Source organism: Micromonospora sp. KLBMP9576 (assembly GCF_050941805.1).
In the GTDB taxonomy this organism is placed as follows: Bacteria; Actinomycetota; Actinomycetes; order Mycobacteriales; family Micromonosporaceae; genus Micromonospora.
Genome location: NZ_CP194567.1, coordinates 4516737 through 4543353, shown reverse-complemented (window position 1 = coordinate 4543353; position 26617 = coordinate 4516737). Strand labels below are relative to the sequence as shown.

Sequence of the window (26617 nt, the reverse complement as noted above, 5' to 3'; positions counted from 1 at the left end):
AATTGTGAGCTACGGTTCCGTCGTGACCGATCATCTGGTGCTGCGTCGGCAGGTGTGCTTCGCGCTCTACTCCGCGTCGCGCGCCCTCACCGACGTCTACCGGCCCGTCCTCGACGAGTTCGGCCTGACCTACCCGCAGTACCTGGTGCTGCTGGTGCTCTGGGAGCGCGACGACGCACCCACGGTCTCCGAGCTCGGCACCGCCCTGCGGCTGGACTCCGGCACGCTCTCCCCGCTGCTCAAGCGGCTGGAGGGGGCGGGGCTGGTCGTCCGGACCCGCTCGGCGCGCGACGAGCGGCGGGTGGAGGTGGGGCTGACCGGCGACGGGCGGGCCCTGCGGCACCGGATGGGCGGGGTGCCGGAGCGGGTCGCCCGCGCCACGGGCCTCACCGAGGCGGAACTGGTCGCCCTGCGCGACACCCTCACCCGGGTCACCGAGACGATCCACCGACAGAAGGAGCAGTGACGATCATGCAGGTGCTCTACACCGCGTCCGCCCGGGCCACCGGCGACGGTCGGGACGGCAACGTCCGCACCTCCGACGGCACCGTCGACCTGGCGCTGGCCGTACCGAAGGAGATGGGTGGCGCCGGCGGCGCCGCCAATCCCGAACAGCTCTTCGCGGCCGGCTACGCCGCCTGCTTCCACTCCGCGCTGCGCATGGTCGCCCGCAAGGCCCGCGCCGACGTCGCCGGCTCGGTCGTCGAGGCCGAGGTGGGCATCGGCGCCAACGGCAGCGGCGGCTTCGGCCTGACCGTCACCCTCGTGGTCGACCTGCCGGCCGTGCAGCGCGCCGCCGCCGAGCAGCTCGTCGCGCAGGCCCACCAGGTCTGCCCCTACTCCATCGCCACCCGCGGCAACATCGAGGTCGCCCTCACCGTTCGCGAGGCGCTGTGAGCAGCGGCAACCGCGAGTTCCACCTCGCCTCCCGCCCCGAGGGCTGGCCCACCGCCGACAACTTCCGGCTGGTGCAGACCGAGGTGCCCACCCCGGGCCCGGGCCAGATCGTCGTCCGCAACCAGTACATGTCGGTCGACCCGTACATGCGAGGGCGGATGAACGACGTCAAGTCGTACGTGCCCCCGTTCGCGGTCGACGCGCCGCTCGACGGCGGGGCGGTCGGCGAGGTCGTGGCCGGCGAGGCCGGGGGCCTCCGGCCCGGCGACACCGTCGTGCACGGCCTCGGTTGGCGCGAGTACGCGCTGCTCGACGCGAAGTCCGCCCGCAAGGTCGACCCCGACCTCGCGCCGGTCACCGCCTATCTCAGCGTGCTCGGCATGACCGGCCAGACCGCGTACGCGGGGCTGCTGGAGGTCGCGGCGATGAAGCCGGGGGAGAGCGTCTTCGTCTCCGCCGCCGCGGGCGCGGTGGGCAGCCTGGTCGGCCAGATCGCCAAGCTCAAGGGCGCGGGGCGCGTCATCGGCAGCGCCGGCTCGGCGGCGAAGGTCGAGCGGCTGCGGGCGCTCGGCTTCGACGCCGCGTTCGACTACCACGACGGCCCCGTGCGCGAATCGCTGCGGGCCGCCGCCCCCGGCGGCGTCGACGTCTACTTCGACAACGTCGGCGGCGACCACCTGGAGGCGGCGATCTCCGCGATGAACCTGCACGGCCGGGCCGCGATCTGCGGCATGATCGCGCAGTACAACGACACCGAGCCCCCGGCCGCGCCGCGCAACCTGGCGCTGGTCATCGGCAAGCGGCTCACCCTGCGCGGGTTCCTGGTCGGCGACCACGGCCACCTGCGTGCCGAGTTCGTGCGCGAGATGTCCGGCTGGCTGCGGGACGGCAAGCTCTCGTACGACGAGACGATCGTCGACGGCTTCGAGAACGCCCCGGCGGCGTTCCTCGGCCTGCTGCGCGGCGAGAACCTGGGCAAGATGCTCGTCCGGGTGTGAGGCACGCCTCCCCGCCGCCCGGGTGGCGGCGGGGTCCTCGCCGGCGACGGTGGCCGGCCTCACCGGCCGGTCACCGTCGCCCACGGAAAAGATAGGCTCGCGGCATGACGGTGGCGGTACGGGTCATCCCGTGTCTTGACGTGGACGCCGGTCGGGTGGTCAAGGGGGTCAACTTCCTCGACCTGCGCGACGCCGGCGACCCGGTGGAGTTGGCGGCGGCGTACGACCGGGCCGGCGCGGACGAGCTGACCTTCCTCGACGTCACCGCCTCCTCGAGCGACCGGGGCACCATGCTCGACGTGGTCCGCCGGACGGCCGAGTCGGTCTTCATCCCGCTGACCGTCGGCGGTGGGGTCCGGCAGGTGGCCGATGTCGACACGTTGCTGCGCGCCGGCGCCGACAAGGTCGGGGTGAACACCGCCGCGATCGCCCGCCCCGAGCTGATCGCCGAGATCGCCGACCGGTTCGGTCGGCAGGTGCTGGTGCTCTCGCTCGACGTGCGACGCGCACCCGGTGGCGGCACACCCAGCGGTTTCGAGGTGACCACCCACGGCGGCCGGCGCGGCACCGGCCTGGACGCGGTCGAGTGGGCGCGGCGCGGCGCGGAGCTGGGCGCGGGGGAGATCCTGCTCAACTCGATGGACGCCGACGGCACCAAGGCCGGCTTCGACCTCGAACTCATCGGCGCGGTGCGTCGGGTGGTCGACGTGCCGGTGGTGGCCAGCGGCGGCGCGGGGCAGGTGGCGCACTTCGCGCCGGCGATCGGTGCCGGCGCGGACGCGGTGCTCGCCGCCAGCGTCTTCCACTTCGGCGAGCTGACCGTCGCCGAGGTCAAGGACGCGCTGCGCGGGGCGGGCCACGCCGTACGCTGAGCAACCCCCGCGACCGGTTGGCGGATCCCGCCCGGCGCGCGGGCGGTGGTCAGTCCGGGCGGGGCCGGTTCTCAGGGGAGCGCCGGGGCGCCGGGATCGACCCCACCACATACTCCTGGACGGCGGCGGCGTGGTCGTCCTCCGCGAGGTGCCAGTCCGCGTTGACCGGCGTGTGCCGGCGGGTCAGCACGCCCTGCACCGTGTCCACCGTGGTGGCCAGCCCGGCGCTCGGCCGGGTGCGCCAGAGGCGCTCACCGTCGGCGGTGACCCGGAACCAGCCGTCGGTGACGCTGACCAGGCCGGCCCCGACGAGTCGACGGACCGCCACCTCCACCTCGTGCCGTTCGGGGATCGTCTGGTTGAGGTGGTCGGCGGTGGAGAGCACGTCGGCGAGGCGCACCCCCTCGGGGCGGCGGCTGGCCGCCGCGCGGCGGTGCCGCCCCGCGCCGCTGGCGATCACCACCGAAACGAAGATCCAGGCATCGGTCCGGCGCCACCCGTTCTCCCCCATGCGAGGATTCTGCCGGGCGTGGCGTCCGAAGGGAACACCGGTACCCGGCCCGTGTCCCCCGAACAGGGGTCACGGCGCGGGCGCCGGGTAGGGGTCGCCGCGACGGGCGGGCCGGAGCCGTCGCCGACGGGGCTCCGGGTGCCGCGGTCGACCGGTCGAGGTCAGGTCGCGGGAAGCGGCGCGGCCGGGTCCGGGGCGGGTCGCCGCGGCCCGGGGACGGTGAACAGCGGCAGGAAGAACTGGGTCAGCGGGCCGATGGCGAGCGCGTAGGCGACGGTGCCGACGCCCACCGTCCCGCCGAGCAGCCAGCCCAGCGCCAGCACGACGACCTCGATGACGGTGCGGACGAGCCGCACCGAGCGGCCGGGCCGGCGGGCGACGTAGCCGGTCATCAGGCCGTCGCGGGGTCCGGGCCCGAGGCGGGCGCCGAGGTAGAGGCCGGTCGCGGCCCCGTTGGCCACGATGCCGGCGGCCAGCATCCCGACGCGTACGGCCAGCGGCCCGCCCGCCGGCAGCAGCGCGAGCGTCGCGTCCACCACCAGCCCGATCACCAGGACGTTGCTGACCGTGCCGAGTCCGGGGCGCTGGCGCAGGGGTATCCAGAGCAGCAGCACCAGCGCGCCCACCGCGATGGTGACGGTGCCGAAGGAGAGACCGGTCAGCTCGGACAGGCCCTGGTGGAACACGTCCCAGGGGTCGAGGCCCAGCCCGGAGTGGATCATGAGGGCCATGCTCAGGCCGTAGAGGACGAGGCCCGCGTAGAGCTGGGTGAGCCGCCGCGCGGGGCGATGCCGGAGATTGCGAATCGGTGCCACCCATGCCACGCTAAAGGCCAATTGGCTCAGCGTAAGAGCCAATCCCGGGGGAGTGGCCATGACGAGTCAGGTGCGGGGGGCCCAATTGGCCCGGCTCCTCGGTCAGTGGCATGCCCTTCCCGGTCGCCGCCGCAGCCCCGACTATGCCGCGCTCGCGGGCGCCGTGCGGGGCCTGCTCGCCGACGGCCGGCTCCCGCTGGGCGTGCGGCTGCCCGCCGAGCGGGAGCTGGCCGAGGCCCTGAAGATCAGCCGGACGACGGTCACGGCCGCCTACCGCGAGCTGCGCGAGAGCGGGCACCTGGCCAGCCGGCGGGGCGCCGGTAGCTGGACGATGCTCCCGGGCACCCACCGGGTGGCGAGCACCGGCCTGTGGACCCCGCTCGACGACCGGGACATGATCGACCTCGGGGTGGCCGCGCTCGCCGCGCCCCCCGAACTGCTGCCGGCGGCCCGCGCCGCGGCCGAGGACCTGCCCCGCTACCTGGGCGGCGCCGGCTACCACCCGACCGGGATCATCGAGCTGCGCGAGGCGGTGGCCCGCGGCTACACCGCTCGGGGCCTGCCCACCTCGCCCGACCAGATCATGGTCACCAACGGGACCCAGCACGCCCTCGACCTGGTGCTGCGCCTGGCCCTCGCCCCCGGCGGCAACGTGCTCGTCGAGGCGCCCAGCTACCCGAACGCGCTGGCCGCGCTGGCCGCCCGCCGGGCCCGGATCACCACCCACGGTCTGGCCGCCGAGGAACCCGGCTGGGACGCCGACCTGCTGCTCGGCGCCCTGCGGCAGTCGCGGCCCAAGCTGGCGTACCTGATCCCGGACTTCCAGAACCCGACCGGGCACCTGATGCCGGCGCCGCTGCGGGAACAGGTGGTGGCCACCGCCCACGCCGTCGGCACCGACCTGGTCGTCGACGAGTCGTTCGTGGACCTGCCGCTGGACGGCACGGTGCTGCCCCCGCCGACGGCCAGCTTCGACCGGCACTCGCGGGTGGTCACCATCGGGGGGGTTAGCAAGCCGTTCTGGGGCGGCCTGCGCATCGGCTGGGTCCGCGCCTCCGCCCCGCAGGTGCAGCGGCTGGCCGCCGCCCGGGTCGGTGTCGACATGGCCAGCCCGGTCCTGGACCAACTGGTCGCCGTCCACCTGCTCGCCGACGCCCCGACCATCGTCGCCGCGCGCCGGATCCAGCTCACCGCCCAGCGCGACGCGCTGCTGGCGGCGCTCGCGCGGCGCCTGCCCGAGTGGCGGGTCACGGTCCCGCACGGCGGGGTGACCCTCTGGGCCGAGCTCGACGGGCCGATCTCCAGCGCGCTGGCCCGGGCCGCCGAGGAGGTCGGCGTACGCCTGGCGCCCGGTCCCCGCTTCGGCCTGGACGGCACCCTGGAGCGCTTCCTGCGGCTGCCGTTCACCCTGCCGGCCGCCGACCTGGTCGAGGCGGTCGGCCGCATCGCCGCCGTCCGCTACGACCTGGACCGGGGCGGCCGGTCGCAGTGGCGGGAACCGGCGGTCATCGCCTGAGTGCCGGGCCGGAACTCGCGGCCCCGTCGGTCAATCGCGCCTGCGCGCACCCCAGGGCTGGGAGACTGCGCAGGTGGGGGACGCGCGGGGGATACGGTGGCCGCGCGGGATCCTGCCGAGCGCCCCGGGCTCCCGCACCACCCGGCTCGAACTCTTCTACGACCTCGTCTTCGTCTTCGCCTTCCTCAACGTCACCACGGTGACGGCCGGCAACCCGACCCCCCGCGGACTGGTCCAGCTCCTGGTGGTGCTCGCCCTGCTCTGGTGGTGCTGGAGCGGCTTCGCCGCGCTGGGCAACGTGGTCCGCACCGACCAGGGGCTCGCGCCGCTGGTCGGCTTCGCCGTCTCCGCCGCCGTCTTCGTGCTCGCGCTGAGCCTGCCGAAGGCGTTCGCCGACCGGCCCGGCGGGCTGCCCGGCCCGGTGGTCTTCGCCGTCTGCTATTTCCTGGTCCGCGCGACCCAGGTGACGGTCTTCCTCTGGGCCGTACGCTCCGACCGGGAGGTGCGCCGGCGGATGCCCGTGCTGGCCCTGCCGTTCCTGCTGGCGACGGGCTTCATCCTGACCGCCGCGCTGGTGCCGCAGCGCCTCCTCGACGGCCGCGCCGAGATGCTGCGGCTGGTGTTGTGGCTCGCCGCGCTCGGCGTCGAGTACGGTTCCGGCCTGGCCCAGCACCGCGCGGGCTGGACGGTGCTCTCGGCGGGGCACTGGGCGGAACGGCACGCGCTGATCATCATGGTGGCGCTCGGTGAGTCGATCATCGCGTTGGGGATCGGGCCCGGCACCACCGCCGCCCTGCCGCTGACCTGGCCCGTGATCGTCGCGGCGTTCCAGGGCATCGCGGTGGTCGCGGCGCTGTGGTGGGCGTACTTCGACACCCTCGCCCTGGCCATGGAGCAGGTGCTGCACCGCACGCGGGAGCGGCGTACCCGCGCCGGGCTGGCCCGGGACGTGTACACCTACCTGCACCTGCCGCTGATCACGGGCGTGATCCTGTTCGCCCTGGGCCTCAAGGGGCTGATCCACGAGGGCGCCGACCCGGCGACCCCGCAGTGGGGGGTGCCGCTGCCCGGCTTCGACATGCTGGCCCTCTTCGGCGGGGTCGCGCTCTACCTGCTCACGCTGGTCCTGCTCGGCAGCCGGATGCTGGGTGCGGCGCGCTGGCCGTCGATCGCCGGGGTGGTGCTGATCGTCGCGCTGACCCCGGTGGCCGGGCGGCTGCCGGAGCTGGTCGCCCTGGCCACGCTGGCGGTGGCCGCCACGCTGACGGTCGCGGCGCAGACGGTCGTCGACGCGCCACGGCGGCAGCGCGTGCGGCAGGTGGCGCTGGAGGAGCAGCTCGCCTCCGAGGCCGAGCAGACCCGGTGGCGGGGCGACCACCTCTGACTCCGACCCCGCTGCGGGGGACGGGCCCGACTGCGGAGCCGGCCCCCGGCCCCCGGCCCGAGGCGGAGCATGGGGCGCAGGCCGACGTCGGCGGTCCCGCACCGCAGCGCGGGCCGCCGACGTCGCGTGCTCAGAGCTCGGCCAGCGTGCCCGCGTACATCTTCTCGATCTCGCCGGCGAAGTTGCTCTCCACCCCGCGGCGCTTGATCTTGAGCGACGGGGTGATCTCGCCGTCCTCGATGGTCAGGTCCCGGGGCAGGATGGCGACCTTCTTGATCGTCTCCCAGCGGTTGAGTTTGGCGTTCAGCTCGGCCACGTACCCCTCGACCATGGCCTTCGCCTCCGGCGAGGTGACGATCTCGGCGTAGTCGCGGCCCTCCAGCGGGGTGCCGGCCGCCCAGCCCTTGATCGCGTCCGGGTCGAGCGTGACCAGCATGGTGCAGTAGTTGCGGGCCTGGCCGACCACCACCGCCTGCGAGGTGTACGGGCAGGTGGCCTTGAACATCCCCTCGATGTGCGACGGGGCGACGTACTTGCCGCCCGAGGTCTTGACCAGGTCCTTCTTCCGGTCGGTGATCTTCAGGTAGCCGTCGGCGTCCAGCGTGCCGATGTCGCCGGTGCGGAAGTAGCCGTCCTCGGTGAACGCGGCGGCGGTCTCCTCGGGCAGGTTGTGGTAGCCGCGCATCACCGGCCGGCCGCGCACCAGGATCTCGCCGTCGGTGTCGATGCGGCACTCCAGGTCGCCCATCGCCCTGCCCACCGTGCCGATGCGCAGGCCCTCCGGCGGGTTGACGAAGTTGCCGGCGCTGGTCTCGGTGAGACCGTAGCCCTCGGAGATCGGCAGGTTCGCCGCGGCGAAGAAGGTGGCGATCTCCGGGCTGAGCGGGGCGGCGCCGGAGACGAGCACCCGGATCCGGCCGCCGAGGCGCGCCTGGAGCTTGCTGAACACCAGCTTCTCGGCCACCGAGTACTTCAGCTTCAGCCCTCCGGGGACCGGCCTGCCGGCCTGCTCCAGGGCGACCTTCTCCTTGCCGACCCGGACACCCCAGGCGAAGATCTTCGCCTTCGCGCCGCCGCCACCCTGCGCGGTGGTGACCGTCTTGTTGTAGACCTTCTCGAACACCCGGGGCGCCCCGCACATCAGCGTCGGGCGGATCACCGAGAGCAGCTCGACCAGTTTGTCGACCCGGCCGTCGACGTACGTAGGCAGGCCCACGTGGATCGCCCCGCAGAGCAGGGTCTTGCCGAACGAGTGGGACAGCGGAAGCCACAGGTATTGCAGGTCGTTCTCGTGCAGCAGCCCCACGTCGGCCTGCGCCACGCCCTCCCAGCACCAGCCGCCGTGCAGCAGCTCGACGCCCTTGGGGCGCCCGGTGGTGCCGGAGGTGTAGATCAGCGTGGCCAGGTGGTCGGGGCCGATCCCGGCCACCAGCATGTCGATCAGATCCGGCTCGGCGGCCAGCGCACGGGTGCCCCGCTCCTCCAGTTCGGCGAGGGTGAGCTGGGGGAACGCGGCGGACGGGTCGGCGGCGCCGTCGAAGAGCACGACGTGGGTCAGCGCCGGCAGGTCCGCCCCGGCGATCTTCGCGGCCTGGGCCGGGTTCTCCGCGAACAGCACCCGGGAGCCCGAGTCGGCGATGATGTAGGTCGCGTCCTCGGGCTCCGTGGTGGGGTAGACGGTGGTGGTCGCGCCGCCGGCGCACATGATGCCGAGGTCGGCGAGCACCCAGTCGAGCCGGGTGTTCGCCAGGATCGCGACCGGATCCTCCAGGCCGACACCGAGCCCGTGTAGCCCGGCGGCGATCGCCTTGGCGCGGTGGGCCACCTGTTCCCAGCTCAGCCAGACCGGACCCGAGTCGTCGGGGGCCGGGTGGGCGAAGGCGTCGCGGTCGGGGGACGCCGCCACACGCTTGAGGAACATGTCGGGGATGGAGCGGTACGGTACATCGAGAGCCATCGCTGTAGCCGCCTTCGGGGGTGGATACGTGAGCATCGTCACGTCGTGTTCGTTACCGAAGGGTATTGCCTGCGCCCGGGCATCGGCTAGCCCCGTCGATCACGGCTGGGCCACTTATCGGCCGCCGCCATGCCCGAGTCAGGCGTACCGGGCGGCCCCGACCGACCAGTCGTAGGTGGCCCGGATCCAGTTGCGTCGCGCCGTGAGGGCCGGGCGCAGGCCGCCGTCCCCGGTGGCGAGCAGCCCCGCCTCCACCGCCAGGTACGCCGCCATGGCCTCGTTGAACCGGCCGACGGCGGCCCGCAGGGCCGACCATTCGTCACCGTCGGTCCGCCCGGCGGCGATCACCACGATCAGGTTGTGCCCGTCCGTGTGGGTGCGGGTCTCCTTGCCGTACGAGAAGACGTCGTTGCACCAGCACACCAGGTCGGCGGCGAGCAGGTCGAGCGGTGCAGCCGGTGCCCGCTACTGATCAGTCCGTGCCCGAGCGCCCACTCGGTGCTCTCCCGCGCCATCCGTGCGGTGGCGTCGTGCTGGCACGCGGGGAAGGGGGGTTCCCGTAGCGCCGACAGCGCAAAGGTCCGCATGACGCCCCCTGTCGCGCCGCCCCGTGACGGGACGGTGCGGGACAGCGTACGGGAGGAGGGAATCGGCCGCGATCGTTGGGAGGACCCCTCCCGTGGCTGTCTGGGTGACCGCTTCCGTGCAGGCGTCACATGCCCAGGTGGGCGCTGCGGAGTCTGTCGGCCAGCGCCGCCGGCCCGTCGATCTGCACCCGGGAGACCCGCTGCCGACCGCTGAGGAACAGGATCAGCTCGCCGGGCGCCCCCACGACCCGCACGGGGTCGCCGCCCCGGCCGGCCGAGACCTCCCCGTGGCCGGGCGCCTGGATGAGGACGGCGGCCGGGAACCGGCGGAGCGCCAGCCGGGCCATCCCGCTGGCCCGCTTCCACAGCGCCGCGCTCAGCCCCGCCGGCAGGTCCCGCGGCAGCCAGTCGGGGCTGGCCCGGCGTACGTCCTCGTGGTGGATGAAGAACTCCATGGTGTTGGCCAGTTCGTCGGTGACCGGGTTGCTGACCGGGCTCCACACCGGCGGCCGACGCACCTCGTTGAGCAGGCGTGACCAGGGGCGCGCCGCGATGCGTAGGCGCACCCGCTCGGCGTAGCCGCGCAGCGGCGGGAGCATGATGCCCCCGGCGGCGTCGGGTCGGCGCTCCCGCAGCACCAGGTGGGCGGCGAGGTCACGGGTGGTCCACCCCTCGTTGACCGTCGGGGCGTCCGGTCCCAGTGTCTGCATCAGGTCGGTGAGCGCCTCGCGCTCCGATCGGGCGTTGCGCGGCATGGCACCGATCGTAGGCGCGCTCGGTCGGCTCGGCGCGCTGAGTGGACGTGGCGGCGGACATAGCGAGCCGGGTCGGCGGGGGTGGCCCCGACCGGTAAGGATGAGGAAGATAATTGCGGCTTACGGCGGGGGAGAGCGTGGCGAGCAGGACAAGTCGGGACGTGCTGGTCCGGGGGCTGGCAGTCCTCGGGCGGGCCATTCGGGAGGAGCCGCGCATCTTCGCGGTCGCCGTCAGCGGCAGCGTGCTCTTCGGCGCCATGACGGTGGCCAGCGCCTACGTGGTGGGCGCCGTCGTCGGCGACGTGGTGGTGCCGGCGATCGAGCGCGGCGCGGTCGAGGTCGGGGCGCTCGCGCTGGCGGCCGTGGCGGTGTTCGGCATCAGCGTGCTGCGGGTGGCCGGCATCTACGGCCGCCGGCTCGGCGCGGGCTACATGCAGTACCGCCTCCAGGCCGCCTACCGGCGCCGGGTCACCCGCCGCTACCTGGAGCTGCCACTGTCCTGGCACCACCGCAACGCGACGGGCACGCTGCTGTCCAACGCCAACTCCGACGTCGAGGCCGCCTGGCATCCGATCGCCCCGCTGCCGTTCGCGGTCGGCACCGTGGTGATGCTGGTCGGCGCGGTGGGCCTGCTCTTCGCCACGGACTGGGCGCTGGCCCTGGTCGGTCTCGCGGTCTTTCCGGCGCTCTTCGCGCTCAACGTCGCCTACTCGCGTCGGATGGCCCCCCGTCAGGCCCGGGCCCAGCGCCTGCGCGCCGAGGTCAGCGGCATCGCCCACGAGAGCTTCGACGGTGCCCTGGTGGTCAAGACGATGGGCCGGGAGGCGCAGGAGACCGACCGGTTCGCCTCCCGCGCCGGCGAGCTGCGCGACTCGCTGGTGGCGGTCGGGCGGCTGCGTGGCGTCTTCGACCCGTTGCTGGAGACCCTGCCGAGCCTCGGCACGCTCGCCGTGCTGGTGGTCGGCGCGATCCGGTTGCGCCAGGGCGCGATCAGCGTGGCCGAGCTGATCAGCGTCGCCTTCCTCTTCACGGTGCTGGCGTTTCCCGTGCGGGCCATCGGCTGGGTGCTGGCGGAGCTGCCGCGCAGCGTCGCCGGCTGGGACCGGGTCCGCCGGGTGCTCGACGCCACCGGCGAGATGTCGTACGGCGACACGACGCTCGACGTGGCGCCGCCGCGCCCGGCCAGCCTCACGTTCGCCGGCGTCCGCTTCGGCTACGAGCCGGCCGAGGCGCACCTGCCCGGCACCGAGGTGCTCGGCGAGGTCTCCTTCACCGTGCCGGCGGGGAAGATCGTCGCCCTGGTCGGGCCGACCGGCTCCGGCAAGTCGACGATCGCCGGGCTGGCCGTGCGGCTGGTCGATCCCCGGGTCGGCGCGGTGTGCCTGGACGGGGTCGACCTCCGCCGGCTCACCGCCGCCTCGCTGGCGGGCACCGCCGCGCTGGTCGCGCAGGTGCCGTTCGTCTTCGACGACACGGTGCGCGCCAACGTGACGCTGGACCGGCCGGGCATCGGCGACGACGACGTCTGGGCGGCGCTGCGGCTGGCCGAGGCGGACGGTTTCGTCGCCGCGCTGCCCGACGGCCTCGACACCATGGTCGGCGAGCGGGGCACCTCGCTCTCCGGCGGCCAGCGGCAGCGGCTCACCCTGGCCCGCGCGCTCGCCGGCCGCCCGCGCCTGCTGGTGCTCGACGACGCGACCAGCGCCGTCGACCCTCGGGTGGAGGCGGCCATCCTGGCCGGGTTGCGCTCCTCGGGGGCCGACGCCGGGGTGCCGGCCGCGTCCATCCTGGTGGTCGCCTACCGGCGGGCCACGATCGCGCTTGCCGACGAGGTGGTCTACCTCGAGCAGGGGCGGGTGCTCGCCCGCGGCCCGCACGCCGAGCTGCTTGCCACGGTGCCGGGCTACGCCGACCTGGTGACCGCCTACGAGCAGGCCGAGGTCGATCACGCAAAGACCGAGACGTACGAGGAGACGGCCCCGCTTCCCTCGGGCCTGGAAATCGAGGTGGACCGGTGAGTGCGAGGAGTGCGGCGCAGCGGAGCCCCGCAGTCGCGAACGAAGGGCCGCAACGGTGAGTGCGAGGAGTGCAGCGCAGCGGAGCCCCGCAGTCGCGAACGAAGGGCCGCAACGGTGAGTGCGAGGAGTGCGGCGCGGCGGAGCCCCGCAGTCGCGAACGGGGCCGGGCCGACCGAGGTCGCCGGGTCGCAGCCGGCCGAGCGGGTGGAGACGACCTGGCAGACCCTGCGCCGGGGGCTGGCGCTCTCCCCGGAGCTGCGGGTCGGCCTCGCCGGCACGCTCGGCCTGGCCCTGGTCTACATGGTGGGCCGGGTGGCGGTGCCGGTGGCGGTGCAGCGGGGCATCGACAACGGCATCGTCGGCGGGCTGGACCTGAGCGTGGTCTGGACGGTGGTCGCCGCGACCGGCGCGGTGCTGGTGGTCACCACGCTCTGCGGATACCTGATGATGCGTCGGCTCTTCACGGTCAGCGAGACGGCGCTGGCCAATGTGCGGATCCGGGCGTTCCGGCACGTGCACGACCTGTCGATGCTGCACCAGCAGTCGGAGCGGCGCGGTTCGCTGGTGTCTCGGGTGACCAGCGACGTCGACCAGATCACCCAGTTCCTGCAGTGGGGCGGCGTGATCCTGCTGGTCAACCTGGGCCAGTTGGCGGTGACCACGCTTGTCATGTTCGCGTACTCCTGGCAGTTGGCCCTGGTGGTCTTCGCCGCCTTCCTGCCTGCCGTGTTCGTGATCCGACAGCTCCAGCGCCGCCTCGCCGGGGCGTACGGGGTGGTGCGGCAGCGCACCGGGACGCTGCTCGGCGCGATCGGGGAGAGCGTGGTGGGCGCCCCGGTGATCCGGGCCTACGGGATCGCCGGTCGCACCGCCCGGCGGCTGGACGAGGCGATCGACGGTCAGCGCCGCGCCCAGCAGCGGGCGATCCGGATCAGCATCCTGGGCAGTTCGACCGGGGAGCTGGCGGCGGGGCTGGCGCTGGCCGGGGTGGTGGTGCTGGGGGTGTCCCTCGGCGCCGACCGCACCCTGAGCGTCGGCGAGGTGACCGCCTTCCTCTTCCTGGTCACGCTCTTCATCCAGCCGGTGCAGATCGCCACGGAGGTGCTCAACGAGGCGCAGAACGCCATCGCGGGCTGGCGGCGGGTGCTGGACGTGCTGGACGTCGAGCCCGATGTCGCCGACCCGGGCGAGCAGGGACGCGACCTGCCGTCCGGCCCGTTGGACATCCGCTTCGCAGGGGTGCGGTTCGCGTATCCGGGCGGGCCGCCCGTGCTGCACGACGTCAGCCTGGAGATCCCGGCGAAGAGCCGGGTGGCGGTGGTCGGGGAGACCGGCAGCGGCAAGACCACCTTCGCCAAGCTGCTCACCCGCCTGATGGATCCGGCGGCCGGCGAGGTGCTGCTCTCGGGCGTGCCGCTGGACCGGGTCCGGTTCGCCTCGCTGCGGTCGCGGGTGGTGATGGTGCCGCAGGACGGCTTCCTCTTCGACGCCACGGTGGCGGAGAACGTCCGCTTCGCCCGCCCGGAGTTGACCGACGAGCAGCTCACGGCGGCCTTCACCGAGCTTGGGTTGATCGACTGGTTGGACGGGCTTCCGTCGGGGCTGCACACCCCGGTGGGGGAGCGGGGCGAGGCGTTGAGCGTGGGCGAGCGGCAGTTGGTGGCGTTGGCCCGCGCGTACGTGGCCGATCCGGACCTGCTGGTGTTGGACGAGGCGACCAGCGCGGTGGATCCCGCCACGGAGGTGCGGCTGCAACGCGCCCTGGACGCGGTCACCCGGGGGCGCACCACCCTCGCGATCGCGCATCGGCTCTCCACGGCACAGGCGGCCGACGAGGTGATCGTGGTGGATCGGGGCCGGGTCGTGCAGCGCGGTCCGCACGACGAACTGGTCCGTGACCCGGATTCGGTGTACGGGCTGCTCTACGCCTCCTGGCTGGAGCAGACGCGCTGAGCCGGGGCGTCATCCGGGTGGGCGGGGTCGCCGCGTCGACCGGGCCGGGCCGCACCCCGCCGGAGCGATCCGGTGGGTACGGCCCGGCCCGTCTGCGGCGGTCAGCGGGAGTAGTACTCCACCACGAGCTGCTCGTCGCAGATCACGGGCACCTCGTGCCGGGCGGGCTCGCGCAGCAGCGTGGTCCGTAGGTCGGGCAGCGCCACCGACAGGTACGGCGTCGCGGGTCCCTCGGTGGCGTTGGCGCCGGCGGCGGCGAGTTGGAACGGCGCGGCCGTGCGGCTGCGTTCGCGTACGGCCACCACCTGCCCGGGGCGCAGCCGGTACGAGGGCCGGTCGACCTTGCGCCCGTCGACGGTGAAGTGGCCGTGCGCGACCAGTTGCCGGGCCTGGTAGATGCTGCGGGTCAGGCCGGCGCGGTGGACCACCGCGTCGAGCCGGCGTTCCAGGAGTGCGACGAGGCTCTCGCCGGTCTTGCCGGCGCCCCGGGCGGCCTCGTCGAAGGCGCGCCGTAGCTGGGTCTCGCTGACGTTGTACTGGTGCCGCAGCCGCTGCTTCTCCAGCAGCCGCACCTGGTAGTCCGAGGTCTTGCGGCGCTGCCGGCCGTGTACGCCGGGCGGGAAGGGGCGCCGCTCGAGGTACCGCGCGCACTTGCGGGTCAGCGGGATGCCGAGGGCGCGGGAGAGGCGGGCCTTGGGCCTGGGTTGGTTCACGCTGGACGTCTCCGATCCGGTGCTCTAGTCTCCGAGTTAGTTAGGTAAGGCTAACCTATGTGAAGGAGTTGGTCATGCGGCCCAGCCCGGCGGAGATCGTCCGCACCCTCGTCGCGGGCCGGCTGCCCGGCATCGCCCACGTCGCGCACCGCCCCGGCCCGCACCAGGTGCGGCACGTGACCGACCCGGACGGCCGGGTGCTGCTGCTGGTGCCGGTGGTCAGCGATCTCGCCGCCGCGCTGCGCCCCGCCGACGGCGACTGCGAGGTCGCGCTGGTGCTCGACGTGCTCGACCTGCCCCCCGCCGCCGGCGCGCCGAGCCTCGGCCGGGCCTGGGTCTCCGGCTGGGCGGCCCGACTCGACGGGGACGAGGAGCGGGCCGCCGCGCTGGACTTCGCGGCCATGGAACCGACCGGTGACCTGCTCGACGTCGGCACCCGGTTCCGGCTGCACCGCTTCGAGGTGGTCGAGGCCCGCTGGGAGCGCGGCGACGACGTGCGCAGGATCGACCCCGAGGCGTACGCCGAGGCGGAGCCCGACCCGCTGCACCCCGTCGAGGCCGCGCTCCTGACCGACCTCGCCGAGCACCACGCGGCCGAGGTGGCCGGCTACCTGCGCCGCCAGCTCGGCCTCGCCGACGGCGCCCGCGACACCGCGCCCCGGGTGGTCCGGATCGACCGGTACGGCCTGCTGGTCGCCCACGGCCGCCCCGGCGCCCGCCGGCGCGTGCGCCTGGCGTTCCCGCGCCCGCTGGACTGCCAGGAGGAGCTGACCCGGCTGCTGCACCCGTTGGTCTGCCGGCACGCCTCGCCGGACCGCGCGGACCACGCCTGACGGGGCCGGACGCCGGCGGTCGCCGGACCCGGGACGCCGGTGCGGCTGATCGGGCATTAGGCTTCCGACCGGACACCGGGTCCGTCACCGGTCATCCGGCGCGGCATCGGGCATTGCGCCCTGATCGGGCGTGCGGCACGATAGCGCCGTGGGTCACGCTGTGTCACCGGACGAGGGGTTCCTCGGGGAGTGGGCCGCCCGGCTGCGGGCCGGTGCCGAGCAACCCGTGGTCGGCATCATGCTGCGCGGCAGCCACGCCCGACGGGCCGCCACCGCACACAGCGACGTGGACGTGGACGTGCTGCTCGGCGGCGCCCCGTACGCCGCCCGCCGGGCGTACCTGACCGAGCACGCGGGCCGGCTGACCCACGTCTCGGTGGCCGCCCGCGACGTCCGCTCCTGGCTGACCCGCCTCGGCGAGCCCGCCGACTGGGCGTTCGGGCTGCCGGTGACGGCGCCGGCCCGGCTGCTGTGGGCCGACCCGCACTGGCGGCCCAGGATCGACCTGCCGGTGCTCTGCCAGCCCGCCGGCGCGCCGCAACTGGAGGAACTGGTCGCGACGCTCGGTAAGGTGGCCGGCGCGCGCGACGCCGAGGACCACTTCGGTGTCCGGCTGGCCGCCGCCGACCTGGCCCGGCTCTGCCCGTCCGTGCTGCGGCTGGCCAACCCCTCGGTGCGGGTGGCGTCGCGGCGGGTGGCCCTCGCCGCCGCCCTCGACCTGCCGGTGGCGCCCCCCACCTACCGGGAGGACCTGCTGCTCTGCCTCGGGCTGCGGCCCGGCTCCGTCGGCCAGCTCTGCGCCGCCGCGGCCCGACTGGTCGCCGGCGTCCTGCCGCTGATCCGCCCGTACGCCGCCGAGGTCGCGGCCGCCGCCGGCGCGGACCTGGCCGCCGCCCTGGCCGACGGGCGGCTGGAGCGCTACGTCGAGCAGCTGGCCCGGCCCGCCCACCTGCCCGGACGGGAGCCGTCGCCCGTGCCCGCCCCGCGTGCGGGACAATGGGTCACTGTGCCCGTACCTGACGCGCCCGTGACCGGCGCCCACCCCAGCTCGCAGGAGCCCGCCGCCGCCGACCGCGCGGTCGTCCGCGCGTCCCGGCTCGACCCGGCCATCGCCGCCCGGCTGCGCCGCACCCCCGACGGCCTGGTGGCCGCCGTGGTCCGCCAGCACGACTCCGGCGAGGTGCTGATGGTCGCCTGGATGGACGACGAGGCGCTGCACCGCACCCTGACCACCGGCCGGGCCACCTACTGGTCGCGCAGCCGCCGGGAATACTGGGTCAAGGGCGCGACCTCGGGAAACCACCAGTACGTCCGGGCGGTCGCGCTGGACTGCGACGGCGACGCGCTGCTGGTCGACGTCGACCAGGTCGGCGCGGCCTGCCACACGGGCCAGCGCACCTGCTTCTTCACGGAGCTGCCGGTCGGCGGCGACGCGGCGGGCTCCCGGTGAGCGCCCCGTCGCCCGCCCCCGCCGGGCGGTCGCGCACCGACGGCGCGGTCAGCCCCGACCCGGCCGCCTTCGCCGAGCTGGCCGCCCGGTGGCGGGTCGTCCCGGTCACCCGGCGGCTGCTCGCCGACGCGGAGACCCCCGTCGGCGTCTACCGCAAGCTCGCCGGCGGCCCGGGGACGTTCCTGCTGGAGTCCGCCGAACAGGGCGTCGGCTCGGCCGGCCTGGCCTGGTCGCGGTACTCGTTCATCGGGGTGCGCAGCAGCGCCACGCTGACCGAGCGTGACGGCGTCGCGGTGTGGACGGGCAACCCCCCGGCCGGCCTGCCCGCCTCCGGTGACCCGGTCCGGGTGCTGCGCGGGACCGTCGAGGCGCTCGCCGGCCCGGCCTCGGACGCGGCCGGCGGGATGCCGCCGCTGACCGGGGGCATGGTCGGCTACCTGGGCTACGAGCTGATCCGGCGCTTCGAGCGGCTGCCGGAGCTGACCGAGGACGACCTGGGCGTGCCCGAGCTGGGCATGATGCTCGCCGTCGACCTGGTGGTGCTGGACCACTACGACGGCTCCGCGATCCTCGTCGCCAACGCGATCCTGCCACCGCTGACCGAGCCGGACCGGGAGTCCCTGGTCGCGGCCGCGTACCACCAGGCGGTCGGCCGGCTCGACGCGATGACGACCGCGCTGTCCCGGCCGATCCCGCCGATGGTCTCGACCGTCGGGCGTCCGCCGGCGGGCGAGGTGCGCAGCCGTACGCCCGAGGGGGGTTACCCGAAGGCCGTCGAGGCGGCCAAGGAGGCGATCCGGGCCGGCGAGTGCTTCCAGATCGTGCTGTCGCAGCGCTTCGAGCGGGAGACGCACGCCGACCCGCTGGACGTCTACCGGGTGCTGCGCACCACGAACCCCAGCCCCTACATGTACCTGCTGCGCTTCGACGGTTTCGACATCGTCGGGTCCTCGCCCGAGGCGCACCTGAAGGTGAGCGCCGACGCCGACTCGGGGCGGCGCGCGCTGCTGCACCCGATCGCCGGCACCCGCCCGCGCGGCGGCACCCCCGAGGCCGACGCCCGGCTCGCCGCGGAGCTGCTCGCCGACCCGAAGGAGCGGGCCGAGCACGTGATGCTGGTCGACCTGGGCCGCAACGACCTGGGCCGGGTCTGCCGCCCGGGCACCGTGCAGGTGCCCGAGTTTGCCACGATCGAGCGCTACAGCCACGTCATGCACATCGTCTCCACCGTCGTCGGCACGCTGCGCGAGGACCGTACGGCCTTCGACGCGCTGGCCGCGACCTTCCCGGCCGGCACCCTCTCCGGTGCGCCGAAGGTGCGGGCCATGGAGATCATCGAGGAGCTGGAACCCGTCCGGCGGGGCCTCTACGGCGGCACCGTCGGCTACTTCGGCTTCGGTGGCGACCTGGACATGGCCATCGCCATCCGCACCGCGCTGCTACGTGACGGCAGGGCCTACGTGCAGGCGGGGGCGGGCGTGGTGGCCGACTCGGATCCGGCGGCCGAGGACGAGGAGACCCGCAACAAGGCCGCCGCCGTGCTCGCCGCCATCGCCGCCGCCGAGACCCTGCGGCCCGCCCGGTGACGGCCGGCGAGCCGCGCGCCGCGCGAGCGGGAACGGTCGCGGCGACCGATGCAGGACGCCGCGCCGCGCGGCGCGAGCTGACGTACGCGGTGCTGCTCTGCGTGGCCGGCGCGGGCCTGGCACTGTGGGCGTCGACGCGTGTCTGGGCGGTCGAGCTGACCGCCCGGCCCACCCCCCTGCCGCCGCTGCGCGACGCCCGCACGGGTGGCGTCCTGCTGCCCTGGCTGCCGGCGCTGGCGCTGGTCGGCCTGGCCGGGGGCGGCGTCGTGCTCGCCACCCGCGGTCGGTCCCGGCGGTTGCTGGGCGGGTTGCTCTGCGTGCTCGGCACGGCGGTGGCCGCCGGTGGCGGCTACGGCCTGCTCGCGGCCCTCGACGGCGAGCCGAGCCGGCAGTGGCCGGCGCTGTGCCTGCTCGGCGGGGCGCTCGCGGCGGCGGGCGGCCTGCTGACGGTGCTGCGGGGCGGCCGGTGGCCGGCGATGGGCGCCCGCTACGAGCGCCGGGCCGGTGGCGACGCCGCGCCGGTCGCCCGGGGCGGGGACGACCGGGTGACCGGCCGGCACACCACCGAGGCGTGGGACGCCTTGGACCGGGGCGAGGATCCGACGGTCAGCTGACCGGCTGGCGTTCGCGGGCGGCGGCGCGGGCCGCGGCCAGCTCCGCCACCAGGCGGTCGAGTTCGGCCCGCTGCTCGGCCCGTGCCCGGTCGGCGCAGACCGCCGCCCAGGCGTTGCCCTGCGCGGTGCGCATCCGTGCCTCGCCCACCACGGCGCGTTCCAGGGTGTGCACCACGCCGACGGCGAGCGACGCGACGGTACGCGAGATGGTCGTCAGCCCGAGGCTCTCGTGTGGTTCGGCAGTGCTCATGGGATCACCCCGCGGAGGATCGTCGGTGCCGGTGGGCAGGCGCGTCATCGAGTCTGCCCGAGGACCAGGCTCGCCGGTCCACGTTTCGCCGTGGTGACCGACACGTCAACTCTGTGCGCGGGGGCCCCACCAGGCAAAGGGCCGTTCGGCCTTGAGGTAGGTCACAGGGCGCGGGGGGCGGCGGGCCGCCGGGCCCGGCGGCCCGGCGCGTTGCGGGATAGGATCATGTCGATGCGCGGGCGGGCGGAGGTGGGGGTGGTCGGGTGCGACGGTCGTCGGTGGGCGTGGTCGCCCAGCGTGACATCCCGTTCACGGAGGTCGGCCATTATGCCCCAGCCCATCTCGTGAGGCACGCCATACCCCCGGCACCTGTCGCCAGGTGGCGCCCCCTAGCATCGGCCCATGACACCCGGAGAGGGGAGTCCGTTGGTGACTGCTGAGCATGCGCACGCGGAGGGGGACGAGGCCGGTCCGGCGGCGTCCGTAGGCGTGCTCGACGAGATCCTGGCCGGCGTACGTGAGGACGTCGCCCGGCGACAGGAGCAGGTTCCGCTGGAGCGGATCCGTGAACTGGCTGCCGCCGCGCCGCCGCCGCTGGACGCGTACGCGGCCCTGCGCAGGCCGGGCGTGGCGGTGATCGCCGAGGTGAAGCGCTCGTCGCCGTCGAAGGGGCGGCTGGCCGAGATCGCCGACCCGGCGGACCTGGCCGGCGACTACGCGGCCGGCGGCGCGCGGGCGATCAGCGTGCTCACCGAGGGGCGCTGGTTCGGCGGTTCGCTCGACGACCTGGCCGCCGTCCGGGCCGCCGTCAGCATCCCGGTGCTGCGCAAGGACTTCGTGGTCTCCAGCTACCAGGTGCACGAGGCCCGTGCGCACGGCGCCGACCTGGTCCTGCTGATCGTCGCCGCCCTGGAGCAGAACGTCCTCGTGGGCCTGCTGGAGCGCATCGAGTCGCTGGGCATGACCGCGCTGGTCGAGGTCCACGACGAGGAGGAGGCCGACCGCGCCCTGGAGGCAGGTGCCCAGGTGATCGGGGTCAACGCCCGCAACCTGCGTACCCTTGAGGTCGACCGCTCGGTGTTCGAGCGGATCGCGCCCGGCCTGCCCAGCAGCGTCGTCAAGATCGCCGAGTCGGGGGTGCGCGGTCCGCACGACCTCATCCGGTACGCCTCGGCGGGCGCCGACGCGGTCCTGGTGGGCGAGGGCCTGGTCACCCAGAAGAGCCCCCGCGAGGCGGTGGCCGAGTTGGTCAACGCCGGCAACCACCCGGCCACGCCCCGCCCGGTGCGCTGAACCCGCGCCGGCTCGTCAGCACCGAGAGGACGATCCCATGAGCGAGCGCAGCGGGGTGCGGGCATGAGCGCCGACGCCCCGGCCGGTCCGCTGCCCGACACCGCCGGTCATTTCGGCCGCTACGGCGGCCGGTTCGTGCCGGAGGCGCTGGTCGCGGCGCTCGACGAGCTGGACGCCGCGCACCGCACGGCGATGGCCGACGAGTCGTTCCGGGCCGAGTTCGCCGCCCTGCTGCGTGACTACGCCGGCACCCCGTCGCTGCTGTACGCGGCCGAGCGGTTCTCCGCCAAGGTGGGCGCGCGGGTGCTGCTCAAGCGGGAGGACCTCAACCACACCGGGGCGCACAAGGTGCGCAACGTGCTCGGCCAGGCCCTGCTGACCCGGCGGATGGGCAAGCGCCGGGTGATCGCGGAGACCGGCGCCGGTCAGCACGGCGTCGCCACCGCCACCGCCGCCGCCCTGTTCGACCTCGACTGCGTGGTCTACATGGGCGAGGTCGACACCGAGCGGCAGGCGCTCAACGTGGCCCGGATGCGGATGCTCGGCGCCACCGTCGTCCCCGTCACCAACGGCTCGCGCACCCTCAAGGACGCGATGAACGAGGCGATGCGCGACTGGGTCGCCAACGTCGACGACACCCACTACCTGATCGGCACCGCCGCCGGGCCGCACCCCTTCCCGGCGATGGTCCGCGACTTCGTCCGCGGCATCGGCGACGAGGCCCGCCGGCAGTGCCTCGAGGCGACCGGCGCGCTGCCGGACGCCGTCACCGCCTGCGTCGGCGGCGGCTCCAACGCGCTGGGCATCTTCCACGCGTTCGTCGGCGACCCCGACGTGCGGCTGTACGGCTTCGAGGCCGGCGGCGACGGGGTGGGCACCGGCCGGCACGCCGCCAGCATCACCGGCGGCTCCGCCGGGGTGCTGCACGGCGCCCGGACGTACGTGCTCCAGGACGCCGACGGGCAGACGTGCGAGTCGCACTCGATCTCCGCGGGGCTGGACTACCCGGGCGTCGGGCCGGAGCACGCCTGGCTGCACGACAGCGGTCGCGCGACCTACCTGCCGGTGACCGACGACGAGGCGATGGCCGCGTTCGAGCTGCTCTGCCGCACCGAGGGCGTCATCCCGGCCATCGAGAGCGCGCACGCCCTCGCCGGCACCCTCAAGGTCGCCCCGAAGCTCGCCGCCGAGCTGGGCCGGGTGCCCACCATCGTGGTCAACCTCTCCGGCCGGGGCGACAAGGACGTGCACACCGCCGGCGACTACTTCGGCATCCTCGACAGGGAGCAGTGACGACGTGAGCCGGATCGGGGTCGCCTTCGACAAGGCCCGCGCGGACGGGCGGGCCGTGCTGGTCGGCTGCATGCCGGCCGGGTTCCCGACCGTCGAGGGCAGCATCGCCGCCATGACCGCGATGGTGCGGGCGGGCGTCGACGTCATCGAGGTCGAGATCCCGTACTCCGATCCGGTGATGGACGGCCCGGTGATCCAGAAGGCCAGCGACATCGCCCTGGCCGGCGGCGTACGCACCGCGGACGCGCTGCGCATCGTCGAGGCGGTCGCGGCCACCGGGGCGCCCGTGGTCACGATGACCTACTGGAACCCCGTCGAGCGCTACGGTGTCGACGCCTTCGCCCGGGACCTCGCCTCGGCCGGGGGCACCGGCCTGATCACCCCTGACCTGATCCCCGAGGAGGCCGGCGAGTGGCTCGCCGCCTCGGACGCGTACGGGCTGGACCGCACCTTCCTGGTCTCGCCGTCCTCGACCGACGCGCGGCTGGCGATGACCGTCGGGCACTGCCGGGGCTTCGTCTACGCCACCGCGATCATGGGGGTCACCGGCGCGCGGGCGCAGACGTCCGACGCGGCGCCGGTCCTGGTGTCCCGGGCACGGGAGGTCACCGACCTGCCGGTCGGCGTCGGGCTGGGCGTCGGCACGGGCGCGCAGGCCGGTGCCGTCGCCGGGTACGCCGACGGCGTCATCGTCGGCAGCGCCCTGGTCCGCTGCGTGCTCGACGCGCCGGACGAGGCGTCGGGGCTGGCGGCCCTGCGCGCGCTCAGCGCGGAACTCGCCGAGGGCGTACGCACCCCCGCCCGCTGACCGGCGTACCCGGACAAAGGGTGTGGGGCGCCGCTGACCAGAAGCCGCCGGCGGCGGTGGGCGGCGGCCCGGGGTGCCGCCGCAGGGGTCGGCGACGGTAGCGTGTGCACCCGTGACTCTCGCCTCGCTGCCCGCACAGGCGGCCCTGCCCAGCCCCAGCACCGCCGTCTGGCAGCTCGGACCGGTGCCGATCCGGGCGTACGCGCTGTGCATCATCGTCGGCATCGTGGTGGCCTGCTGGGTCACCGAGCGGCGGCTGCGCCAGCGCGGCGTCGCTCCCGGCGCGGTCCTCGACATCGCGGTGTGGGCGGTGCCGGCCGGCATCATCGGCGCCCGCGTCTACCACGTGATCACGTCGCCGGAGAAATACTTCGGCAGCGGTGGCGATCCGCTCAAGGCGTTCGCCATCTGGGAGGGCGGTCTCGGCATCTGGGGCGCGGTGGCCGGCGGGGCCGTCGGGGCGTGGTTCGCGGCCCGGCAGCTCGGCATCCCGTTCACGGTGGTCGCCGACGCGCTGGCGCCCGGTCTGCCGCTGGCGCAGGCGATCGGCCGGCTCGGCAACTGGTTCAACAACGAGCTCTACGGCGGCCGGACCAGCCTGCCGTGGGGGCTGGAGATCCACCGGATGGACCCGGACAATCCGGGTCACGCCCTGCGCGACGACACCGGCCAGCCGATCCTCGAACCGGGGCTGTACCACCCGACGTTCGCCTACGAGCTGTTGTGGAACCTCGGCGTGGCCGCGCTCGTCCTCTTCCTCGACCGCAAGCTGCGTCTCGGCCGTGGGCGGGCGTTCGCGCTCTACGTGATGGGCTACACGGTCGGGCGCTTCTGGATCGAGCTGATGCGCACCGACGAGGCGAACACCATCCTCGGCGTCCGCCTGAACGTCTGGACCGCCGGCCTGGTCTTCCTCGGCGCCCTGGCCTACTTCGTGCGGGTGCGCGGGCCCCGGGAATACCTCGTGCCGGTCGGCGCCGCCGCGACGCCGCAGCCGGCCGTCGGCTCCGACGTCTCACAGGTCGACCTGTCCGCGCGGGCGACCGGCTCCGAGCCGGCCGCGCCGGAGGGCTACCGGGTGGTCAGCGAGGAGCAGTACCACCACTGGCGGGAGACCGGCGAGCCGCCGGCCGAGCCGGGCGGGGAGCCCGCCCCGGACGGGACCGACGCGCCGTCGGCCGACGCGGACGCGCCGGCCGGCTCCGACGACGACGCTGCCGGGCCCGCCGGGCCGGACGCCACCGGCGAGACCCGGCCCGACCGGGCCGGGGCACCGGGCGCCCGGCCCGCCGAGCGCGACAGCTGAGGAGGGGCACCGGATGCGTAGCGCGGTCGTGGTCGGCGCCGGGATCGGCGGCCTCGCGGTCGCCGGCGCGCTGGCCCGCTCCGGCTGGCGGGTCACCCTCCTGGAGCGGGCCGACCGGGTCCGCCCCGAGCCGACCGCCGTGGTGCTCTGGCCCAACGGCGTACGCGCGCTGCGCGCCCTCGGCCTCGGTGCCGGCCTGGAGGCGATCGCCACACCGCTGCCCGACGGCGGGGTGCGCCGCCCGGACGGGCACTGGCTGGTGCAGCCCCGCCCGACGCCGGCCGACCGGATGCCGGTGGTGGTGCACCGGGAGGACCTGCACGACGCGCTGATCGCCGGCCTGGGCGACGAGGTCGAGCTGCGCACCGGGGTGATCGTGCGGACGGTCCGCGCCGCGGCGGGGGAGCGCCCCTCGGTGGGCGACGGCCGGCACACCTTCGAGGCCGACCTGGTGGTCGCCGCCGACGGCACCGACAGTGAGATCCGCCGGCAGCTCGCCCCGGAGTCCGCCGTGGTCAGCTCGGGCTGCGCCGCCTGGCGGGCGGTGATCCCCTGGTACCGGGCCCCGAAGCTGCCCGCCGACCGGCCCGTCGGTGGCGAGGTGCTCGGCGCCGGCTACCGCTTCGTGTCGGCCTCGCTCGGTGAGCGCGGCTCCTCCGGCGCCTCCAGCCGGGGCGGCATCTACTGGGTGGCCACGGCCGTCGGCGCGCCCCGCCCGGAACCGCCGCAGACCCAGCTCGCCCTGCTGCGCCGCTGGTACGCGGGCTGGCCCGCGCCGATCGGCGACCTGCTCGACGCCACCGACCCGGCGGACCTGGTGCAGCAGGAGATCCGCGAGCTGCGACCGCTGCCCAGGTCGTACGGCTTCCCGGCCGGCCCGGGCGGGGTGGTGCTGCTCGGCGACGCCGCGCACGCCATGCCCCCGCACCTCGGCCAGGGCGCCTGCCTCGCCTTCGAGGACGCCGCGACCCTCGCCTCGCTGCTGCGCGAGTCGCGGCTGCCCGACGCCGTGGTGGCGTACGACCGGACGCGCCGGCCCCGGGCGACGACGGTGGTCCGGCAGACCCGCCGGATGTCGGCGGTGCTGAAGGCCCGGGGCCCGCTGGCGCTGCGCGCCCGCGACGCGGCCCTCGGCACCCTCAGTTCCCGCCTGCTCTCGACGGCCGCCGCCACGGCCGCCCAGTGGCGACCCCCGGCCTGAGCCGGGCGGGACGCCCCCGCCGCACGGTCAGGGGGTGACCGGGGCGGGCTCGGCGATGCAGGCGGTGCCGACCCGGCGGAAGCCGACCCGCAGGTAGACGCGGGCGATGTCCACGCTGCCCGCCGAGAGGAAGATCAGGTCGGTGCCGGCGGCCAGCAGCTCGCGGGCCAGCGTGGCGGTGACCGCCGCGCCCAGGCCCCGGCGGCGGGCGGCCGGCAGGGTGGCCACCCCGGCGATCTCGGCCACGTCGCCGACCCGCATCGCCATCCCGCTGGCCAGCGCCCCCTCGGTGGGGGTGACCGCCAGCACGGACAGCCGCCGGCCGTCGGCGACGCGGGTGCGCTCCTCGTCCAGGGCCGCCTCGTCCAGCTCCGCCAGCGCCGCGTCGCGTTGGGCGGGGCCCGCCGCGCCGGGCGCGGTGCCGGCCGCCGCGAACCCGACGGCGGCGACCGCCCGCCGTGCCGCCACGTCCGCCGCGAAGCCGGGCGCCGCCGCGTCGAGCAACCGCAGCGGTACGTCAGTGAGGGTGCCCGGGTCCGGCAGGGCGGACGGATCGAGCACCATCAGCGGCGCCTGGAGCACCGACAGCCCTGCCGAGCGGGCCACCGCCAGCAGCTCCGGGGTGCTCTCGTGCACCCATTCGAAGGCCTCGGGCAGCCCGAGCGCGCGCTGGCGTTCGCGTACCGTCGCGACGTCGGCCAGCGACGGCGGGCCGGTGGCGTCGAGTCGGGGCCGGGCGTACAGCGGCCAACCCGCGCCGTTCGGGACGAACAGCACCAGGGTGCCGTGGTCCTCCGCGCGGGCCGTGTCGCGGGGCACCGCGTCGTAGAAACGCTCCAGCCGGTCGAACGGGCCCGCAGGCGGAAGATCCATCGAGCGAGACTACACGTCCCAGAGTCTGGAAGTGTGATCAATCCGCCCTGGCCTTGCGGTGCCGACCCTAACGTAGACTCAATAGACCCTTGAGGGCCGACGTCGTCCCGATCGAGATCCACCCTGAGCGACGA

Annotated in this window: 25 protein-coding genes and 1 pseudogene; 18 read left to right on the top strand and 8 right to left on the bottom strand. The window is 74.9% G+C overall.

Features of this window, described 5'->3' with window-relative positions:
* Positions 1–22 precede the first annotated feature (22 nt).
* The 4 genes from ACQ452_RS19810 to hisF all read left to right on the top strand — a co-directional run bounded on the left by ACQ452_RS19810 (position 23) and on the right by hisF (position 2767).
* Positions 23–466 carry a MarR family winged helix-turn-helix transcriptional regulator gene (locus tag ACQ452_RS19810; RefSeq protein ID WP_433386612.1) on the top strand — a complete coding sequence of 148 codons (444 nt, stop codon included), beginning with the start codon at positions 23–25 and terminating at the stop codon, positions 464–466.
* A 5-nt stretch (positions 467–471) separates the two neighbouring features.
* A complete protein-coding gene (locus ACQ452_RS19805; protein ID WP_433394263.1) occupies positions 472–897 on the top strand; it encodes an organic hydroperoxide resistance protein in 426 nt (141 codons plus the stop codon).
* Complete coding sequence (locus ACQ452_RS19800; protein ID WP_433386611.1) at positions 894–1895, top strand: NADP-dependent oxidoreductase; 1002 nt, start codon at positions 894–896, stop codon at positions 1893–1895. The genes ACQ452_RS19805 and ACQ452_RS19800 overlap by 4 nt, the downstream gene beginning before the upstream one ends.
* 104 nt (positions 1896–1999) lie before the next feature.
* Complete coding sequence (gene hisF, locus ACQ452_RS19795) at positions 2000–2767, top strand: imidazole glycerol phosphate synthase subunit HisF (RefSeq protein WP_433386610.1); 768 nt, start codon at positions 2000–2002, stop codon at positions 2765–2767.
* Between the two features lie 49 nt (positions 2768–2816).
* Here the strand turns inward: hisF and ACQ452_RS19790 are convergent, their stop codons facing one another.
* Entirely contained in the window at positions 2817–3278 is a 462-nt protein-coding gene (locus ACQ452_RS19790; RefSeq protein ID WP_433386609.1) for a hypothetical protein, read from the bottom strand.
* A gap of 161 nt (positions 3279–3439) precedes the next feature.
* The gene (locus ACQ452_RS19785) at positions 3440–4093 is read right to left on the bottom strand and encodes a YczE/YyaS/YitT family protein (protein ID WP_433386608.1); all 654 of its coding nucleotides are present in this window, start codon (positions 4091–4093) and stop codon (positions 3440–3442) included.
* A gap of 58 nt (positions 4094–4151) precedes the next feature.
* Between ACQ452_RS19785 and ACQ452_RS19780 the strand changes: the two genes are divergently transcribed.
* Together ACQ452_RS19780 and ACQ452_RS19775 are read left to right on the top strand one after the other, a co-directional pair.
* The gene (locus tag ACQ452_RS19780; protein WP_433386607.1) at positions 4152–5609 is read left to right on the top strand and encodes a PLP-dependent aminotransferase family protein; all 1458 of its coding nucleotides are present in this window, start codon (positions 4152–4154) and stop codon (positions 5607–5609) included.
* A 73-nt stretch (positions 5610–5682) separates the two neighbouring features.
* Entirely contained in the window at positions 5683–6993 is a 1311-nt protein-coding gene (locus ACQ452_RS19775) for a low temperature requirement protein A (protein WP_433386606.1), read from the top strand.
* Positions 6994–7123: 130 nt separating this feature from the next.
* On the opposite strand, the gene ACQ452_RS19770 is transcribed toward ACQ452_RS19775, so the two are convergent.
* From ACQ452_RS19770 to ACQ452_RS19760, 3 genes are all read right to left on the bottom strand, one after another.
* Positions 7124–8950 (bottom strand): AMP-dependent synthetase/ligase, encoded by a 1827-nt coding sequence (locus tag ACQ452_RS19770; RefSeq protein ID WP_433386605.1) that lies wholly within the window; start codon positions 8948–8950, stop codon positions 7124–7126.
* Positions 8951–9088: 138 nt separating this feature from the next.
* Positions 9089–9373: a terpene synthase family protein gene (locus ACQ452_RS19765; protein ID WP_433386604.1), complete on the bottom strand. Its 285-nt coding sequence runs from the start codon at positions 9371–9373 to the stop codon at positions 9089–9091.
* A 289-nt stretch (positions 9374–9662) separates the two neighbouring features.
* On the bottom strand, positions 9663–10292 hold the full coding sequence (locus ACQ452_RS19760) for a TIGR03085 family metal-binding protein (RefSeq protein ID WP_433386603.1): 630 nt from the start codon (positions 10290–10292) through the stop codon (positions 9663–9665).
* A 137-nt stretch (positions 10293–10429) separates the two neighbouring features.
* Here ACQ452_RS19760 and ACQ452_RS19755 point away from each other — a divergent pair, with 137 nt between their 5' ends.
* Together ACQ452_RS19755 and ACQ452_RS19750 are read left to right on the top strand one after the other, a co-directional pair.
* The gene (locus ACQ452_RS19755) at positions 10430–12310 is read left to right on the top strand and encodes an ABC transporter ATP-binding protein (RefSeq protein ID WP_433386602.1); all 1881 of its coding nucleotides are present in this window, start codon (positions 10430–10432) and stop codon (positions 12308–12310) included.
* Positions 12311–12514: 204 nt separating this feature from the next.
* Positions 12515–14263 carry an ABC transporter ATP-binding protein gene (locus tag ACQ452_RS19750; protein WP_433394261.1) on the top strand — a complete coding sequence of 583 codons (1749 nt, stop codon included), beginning with the start codon at positions 12515–12517 and terminating at the stop codon, positions 14261–14263.
* Between the two features lie 101 nt (positions 14264–14364).
* Here the strand turns inward: ACQ452_RS19750 and rpsD are convergent, their stop codons facing one another.
* Positions 14365–14976 carry a 30S ribosomal protein S4 gene (rpsD, locus tag ACQ452_RS19745; RefSeq protein ID WP_433386601.1) on the bottom strand — a complete coding sequence of 204 codons (612 nt, stop codon included), beginning with the start codon at positions 14974–14976 and terminating at the stop codon, positions 14365–14367.
* Between the two features lie 74 nt (positions 14977–15050).
* Here rpsD and ACQ452_RS19740 point away from each other — a divergent pair, with 74 nt between their 5' ends.
* The 5 genes and pseudogenes from ACQ452_RS19740 (at position 15051) to ACQ452_RS19720 (ending at position 19459) form a co-directional block, all read left to right on the top strand.
* Positions 15051–15809: a DUF2470 domain-containing protein gene (locus tag ACQ452_RS19740; RefSeq protein ID WP_433386600.1), complete on the top strand. Its 759-nt coding sequence runs from the start codon at positions 15051–15053 to the stop codon at positions 15807–15809.
* 238 nt (positions 15810–16047) lie between these two features.
* Positions 16048–16596 (top strand): annotated as a pseudogene (locus ACQ452_RS19735) (phosphoribosyl-AMP cyclohydrolase); the annotation flags it as partial.
* Positions 16597–16815: 219 nt separating this feature from the next.
* Complete coding sequence (gene hisI, locus ACQ452_RS19730; RefSeq protein WP_433394259.1) at positions 16816–17259, top strand: phosphoribosyl-AMP cyclohydrolase; 444 nt, start codon at positions 16816–16818, stop codon at positions 17257–17259.
* The gene (locus ACQ452_RS19725; protein ID WP_433386599.1) at positions 17256–18845 is read left to right on the top strand and encodes an anthranilate synthase component I; all 1590 of its coding nucleotides are present in this window, start codon (positions 17256–17258) and stop codon (positions 18843–18845) included. The genes hisI and ACQ452_RS19725 overlap by 4 nt, the downstream gene beginning before the upstream one ends.
* The gene (locus ACQ452_RS19720; protein ID WP_433386598.1) at positions 18842–19459 is read left to right on the top strand and encodes a Trp biosynthesis-associated membrane protein; all 618 of its coding nucleotides are present in this window, start codon (positions 18842–18844) and stop codon (positions 19457–19459) included. Before ACQ452_RS19725 ends, ACQ452_RS19720 begins: the two co-directional genes overlap by 4 nt.
* Here ACQ452_RS19720 and ACQ452_RS19715 read toward each other — a convergent pair.
* Positions 19452–19709, bottom strand: a complete 258-nt coding sequence (locus tag ACQ452_RS19715) for a hypothetical protein (RefSeq protein WP_433386597.1) — start codon at positions 19707–19709, stop codon at positions 19452–19454. The genes ACQ452_RS19720 and ACQ452_RS19715 overlap by 8 nt on opposite strands.
* Before the next feature lie 489 nt (positions 19710–20198).
* Here ACQ452_RS19715 and trpC point away from each other — a divergent pair, with 489 nt between their 5' ends.
* From trpC to ACQ452_RS19690, 5 genes are all read left to right on the top strand, one after another.
* Positions 20199–21002, top strand: coding sequence for an indole-3-glycerol phosphate synthase TrpC (trpC, locus tag ACQ452_RS19710; protein WP_433394258.1), 804 nt, complete (start codon positions 20199–20201; stop codon positions 21000–21002).
* Positions 21003–21065: 63 nt separating this feature from the next.
* Complete coding sequence (gene trpB / locus ACQ452_RS19705) at positions 21066–22295, top strand: tryptophan synthase subunit beta (RefSeq protein WP_433386596.1); 1230 nt, start codon at positions 21066–21068, stop codon at positions 22293–22295.
* 4 nt (positions 22296–22299) lie between these two features.
* Positions 22300–23103: a tryptophan synthase subunit alpha gene (gene trpA, locus ACQ452_RS19700; RefSeq protein ID WP_433386595.1), complete on the top strand. Its 804-nt coding sequence runs from the start codon at positions 22300–22302 to the stop codon at positions 23101–23103.
* Positions 23104–23215: 112 nt separating this feature from the next.
* Positions 23216–24409, top strand: a complete 1194-nt coding sequence (lgt, locus tag ACQ452_RS19695) for a prolipoprotein diacylglyceryl transferase (RefSeq protein ID WP_433386594.1) — start codon at positions 23216–23218, stop codon at positions 24407–24409.
* Between the two features lie 13 nt (positions 24410–24422).
* Positions 24423–25610 (top strand): FAD-dependent oxidoreductase, encoded by a 1188-nt coding sequence (locus ACQ452_RS19690; protein WP_433386593.1) that lies wholly within the window; start codon positions 24423–24425, stop codon positions 25608–25610.
* Positions 25611–25637: 27 nt separating this feature from the next.
* Here ACQ452_RS19690 and ACQ452_RS19685 read toward each other — a convergent pair whose 3' ends face one another.
* Positions 25638–26483, bottom strand: coding sequence for a GNAT family N-acetyltransferase (locus ACQ452_RS19685; RefSeq protein ID WP_433386592.1), 846 nt, complete (start codon positions 26481–26483; stop codon positions 25638–25640).
* Positions 26484–26617: the final 134 nt, after the last annotated feature.

Bases quoted from the DNA above. Each gene is read 5' to 3' on its own strand.
- ACQ452_RS19780 (WP_433386607.1), top strand. From the start codon at position 4,152: ATGACGAGTCAGGTGCGGGGGGCCCAATTGGCCCGGCTCCTCGGTCAG.
- ACQ452_RS19805 (WP_433394263.1), top strand. From the start codon at position 472: ATGCAGGTGCTCTACACCGCGTCCGCCCGGGCCACCGGCGACGGTCGG.
- ACQ452_RS19685 (WP_433386592.1), bottom strand. From the start codon at position 26,483: ATGGATCTTCCGCCTGCGGGCCCGTTCGACCGGCTGGAGCGTTTCTAC.
- ACQ452_RS19740 (WP_433386600.1), top strand. From the start codon at position 15,051: ATGCGGCCCAGCCCGGCGGAGATCGTCCGCACCCTCGTCGCGGGCCGG.
- ACQ452_RS19690 (WP_433386593.1), top strand. From the start codon at position 24,423: ATGCGTAGCGCGGTCGTGGTCGGCGCCGGGATCGGCGGCCTCGCGGTC.
- ACQ452_RS19790 (WP_433386609.1), bottom strand. From the start codon at position 3,278: ATGGGGGAGAACGGGTGGCGCCGGACCGATGCCTGGATCTTCGTTTCG.
- ACQ452_RS19770 (WP_433386605.1), bottom strand. From the start codon at position 8,950: ATGGCTCTCGATGTACCGTACCGCTCCATCCCCGACATGTTCCTCAAG.
- hisF (WP_433386610.1), top strand. From the start codon at position 2,000: ATGACGGTGGCGGTACGGGTCATCCCGTGTCTTGACGTGGACGCCGGT.
- ACQ452_RS19760 (WP_433386603.1), bottom strand. From the start codon at position 10,292: ATGCCGCGCAACGCCCGATCGGAGCGCGAGGCGCTCACCGACCTGATG.
- ACQ452_RS19715 (WP_433386597.1), bottom strand. From the start codon at position 19,709: ATGAGCACTGCCGAACCACACGAGAGCCTCGGGCTGACGACCATCTCG.
- trpB (WP_433386596.1), top strand. From the start codon at position 21,066: ATGAGCGCCGACGCCCCGGCCGGTCCGCTGCCCGACACCGCCGGTCAT.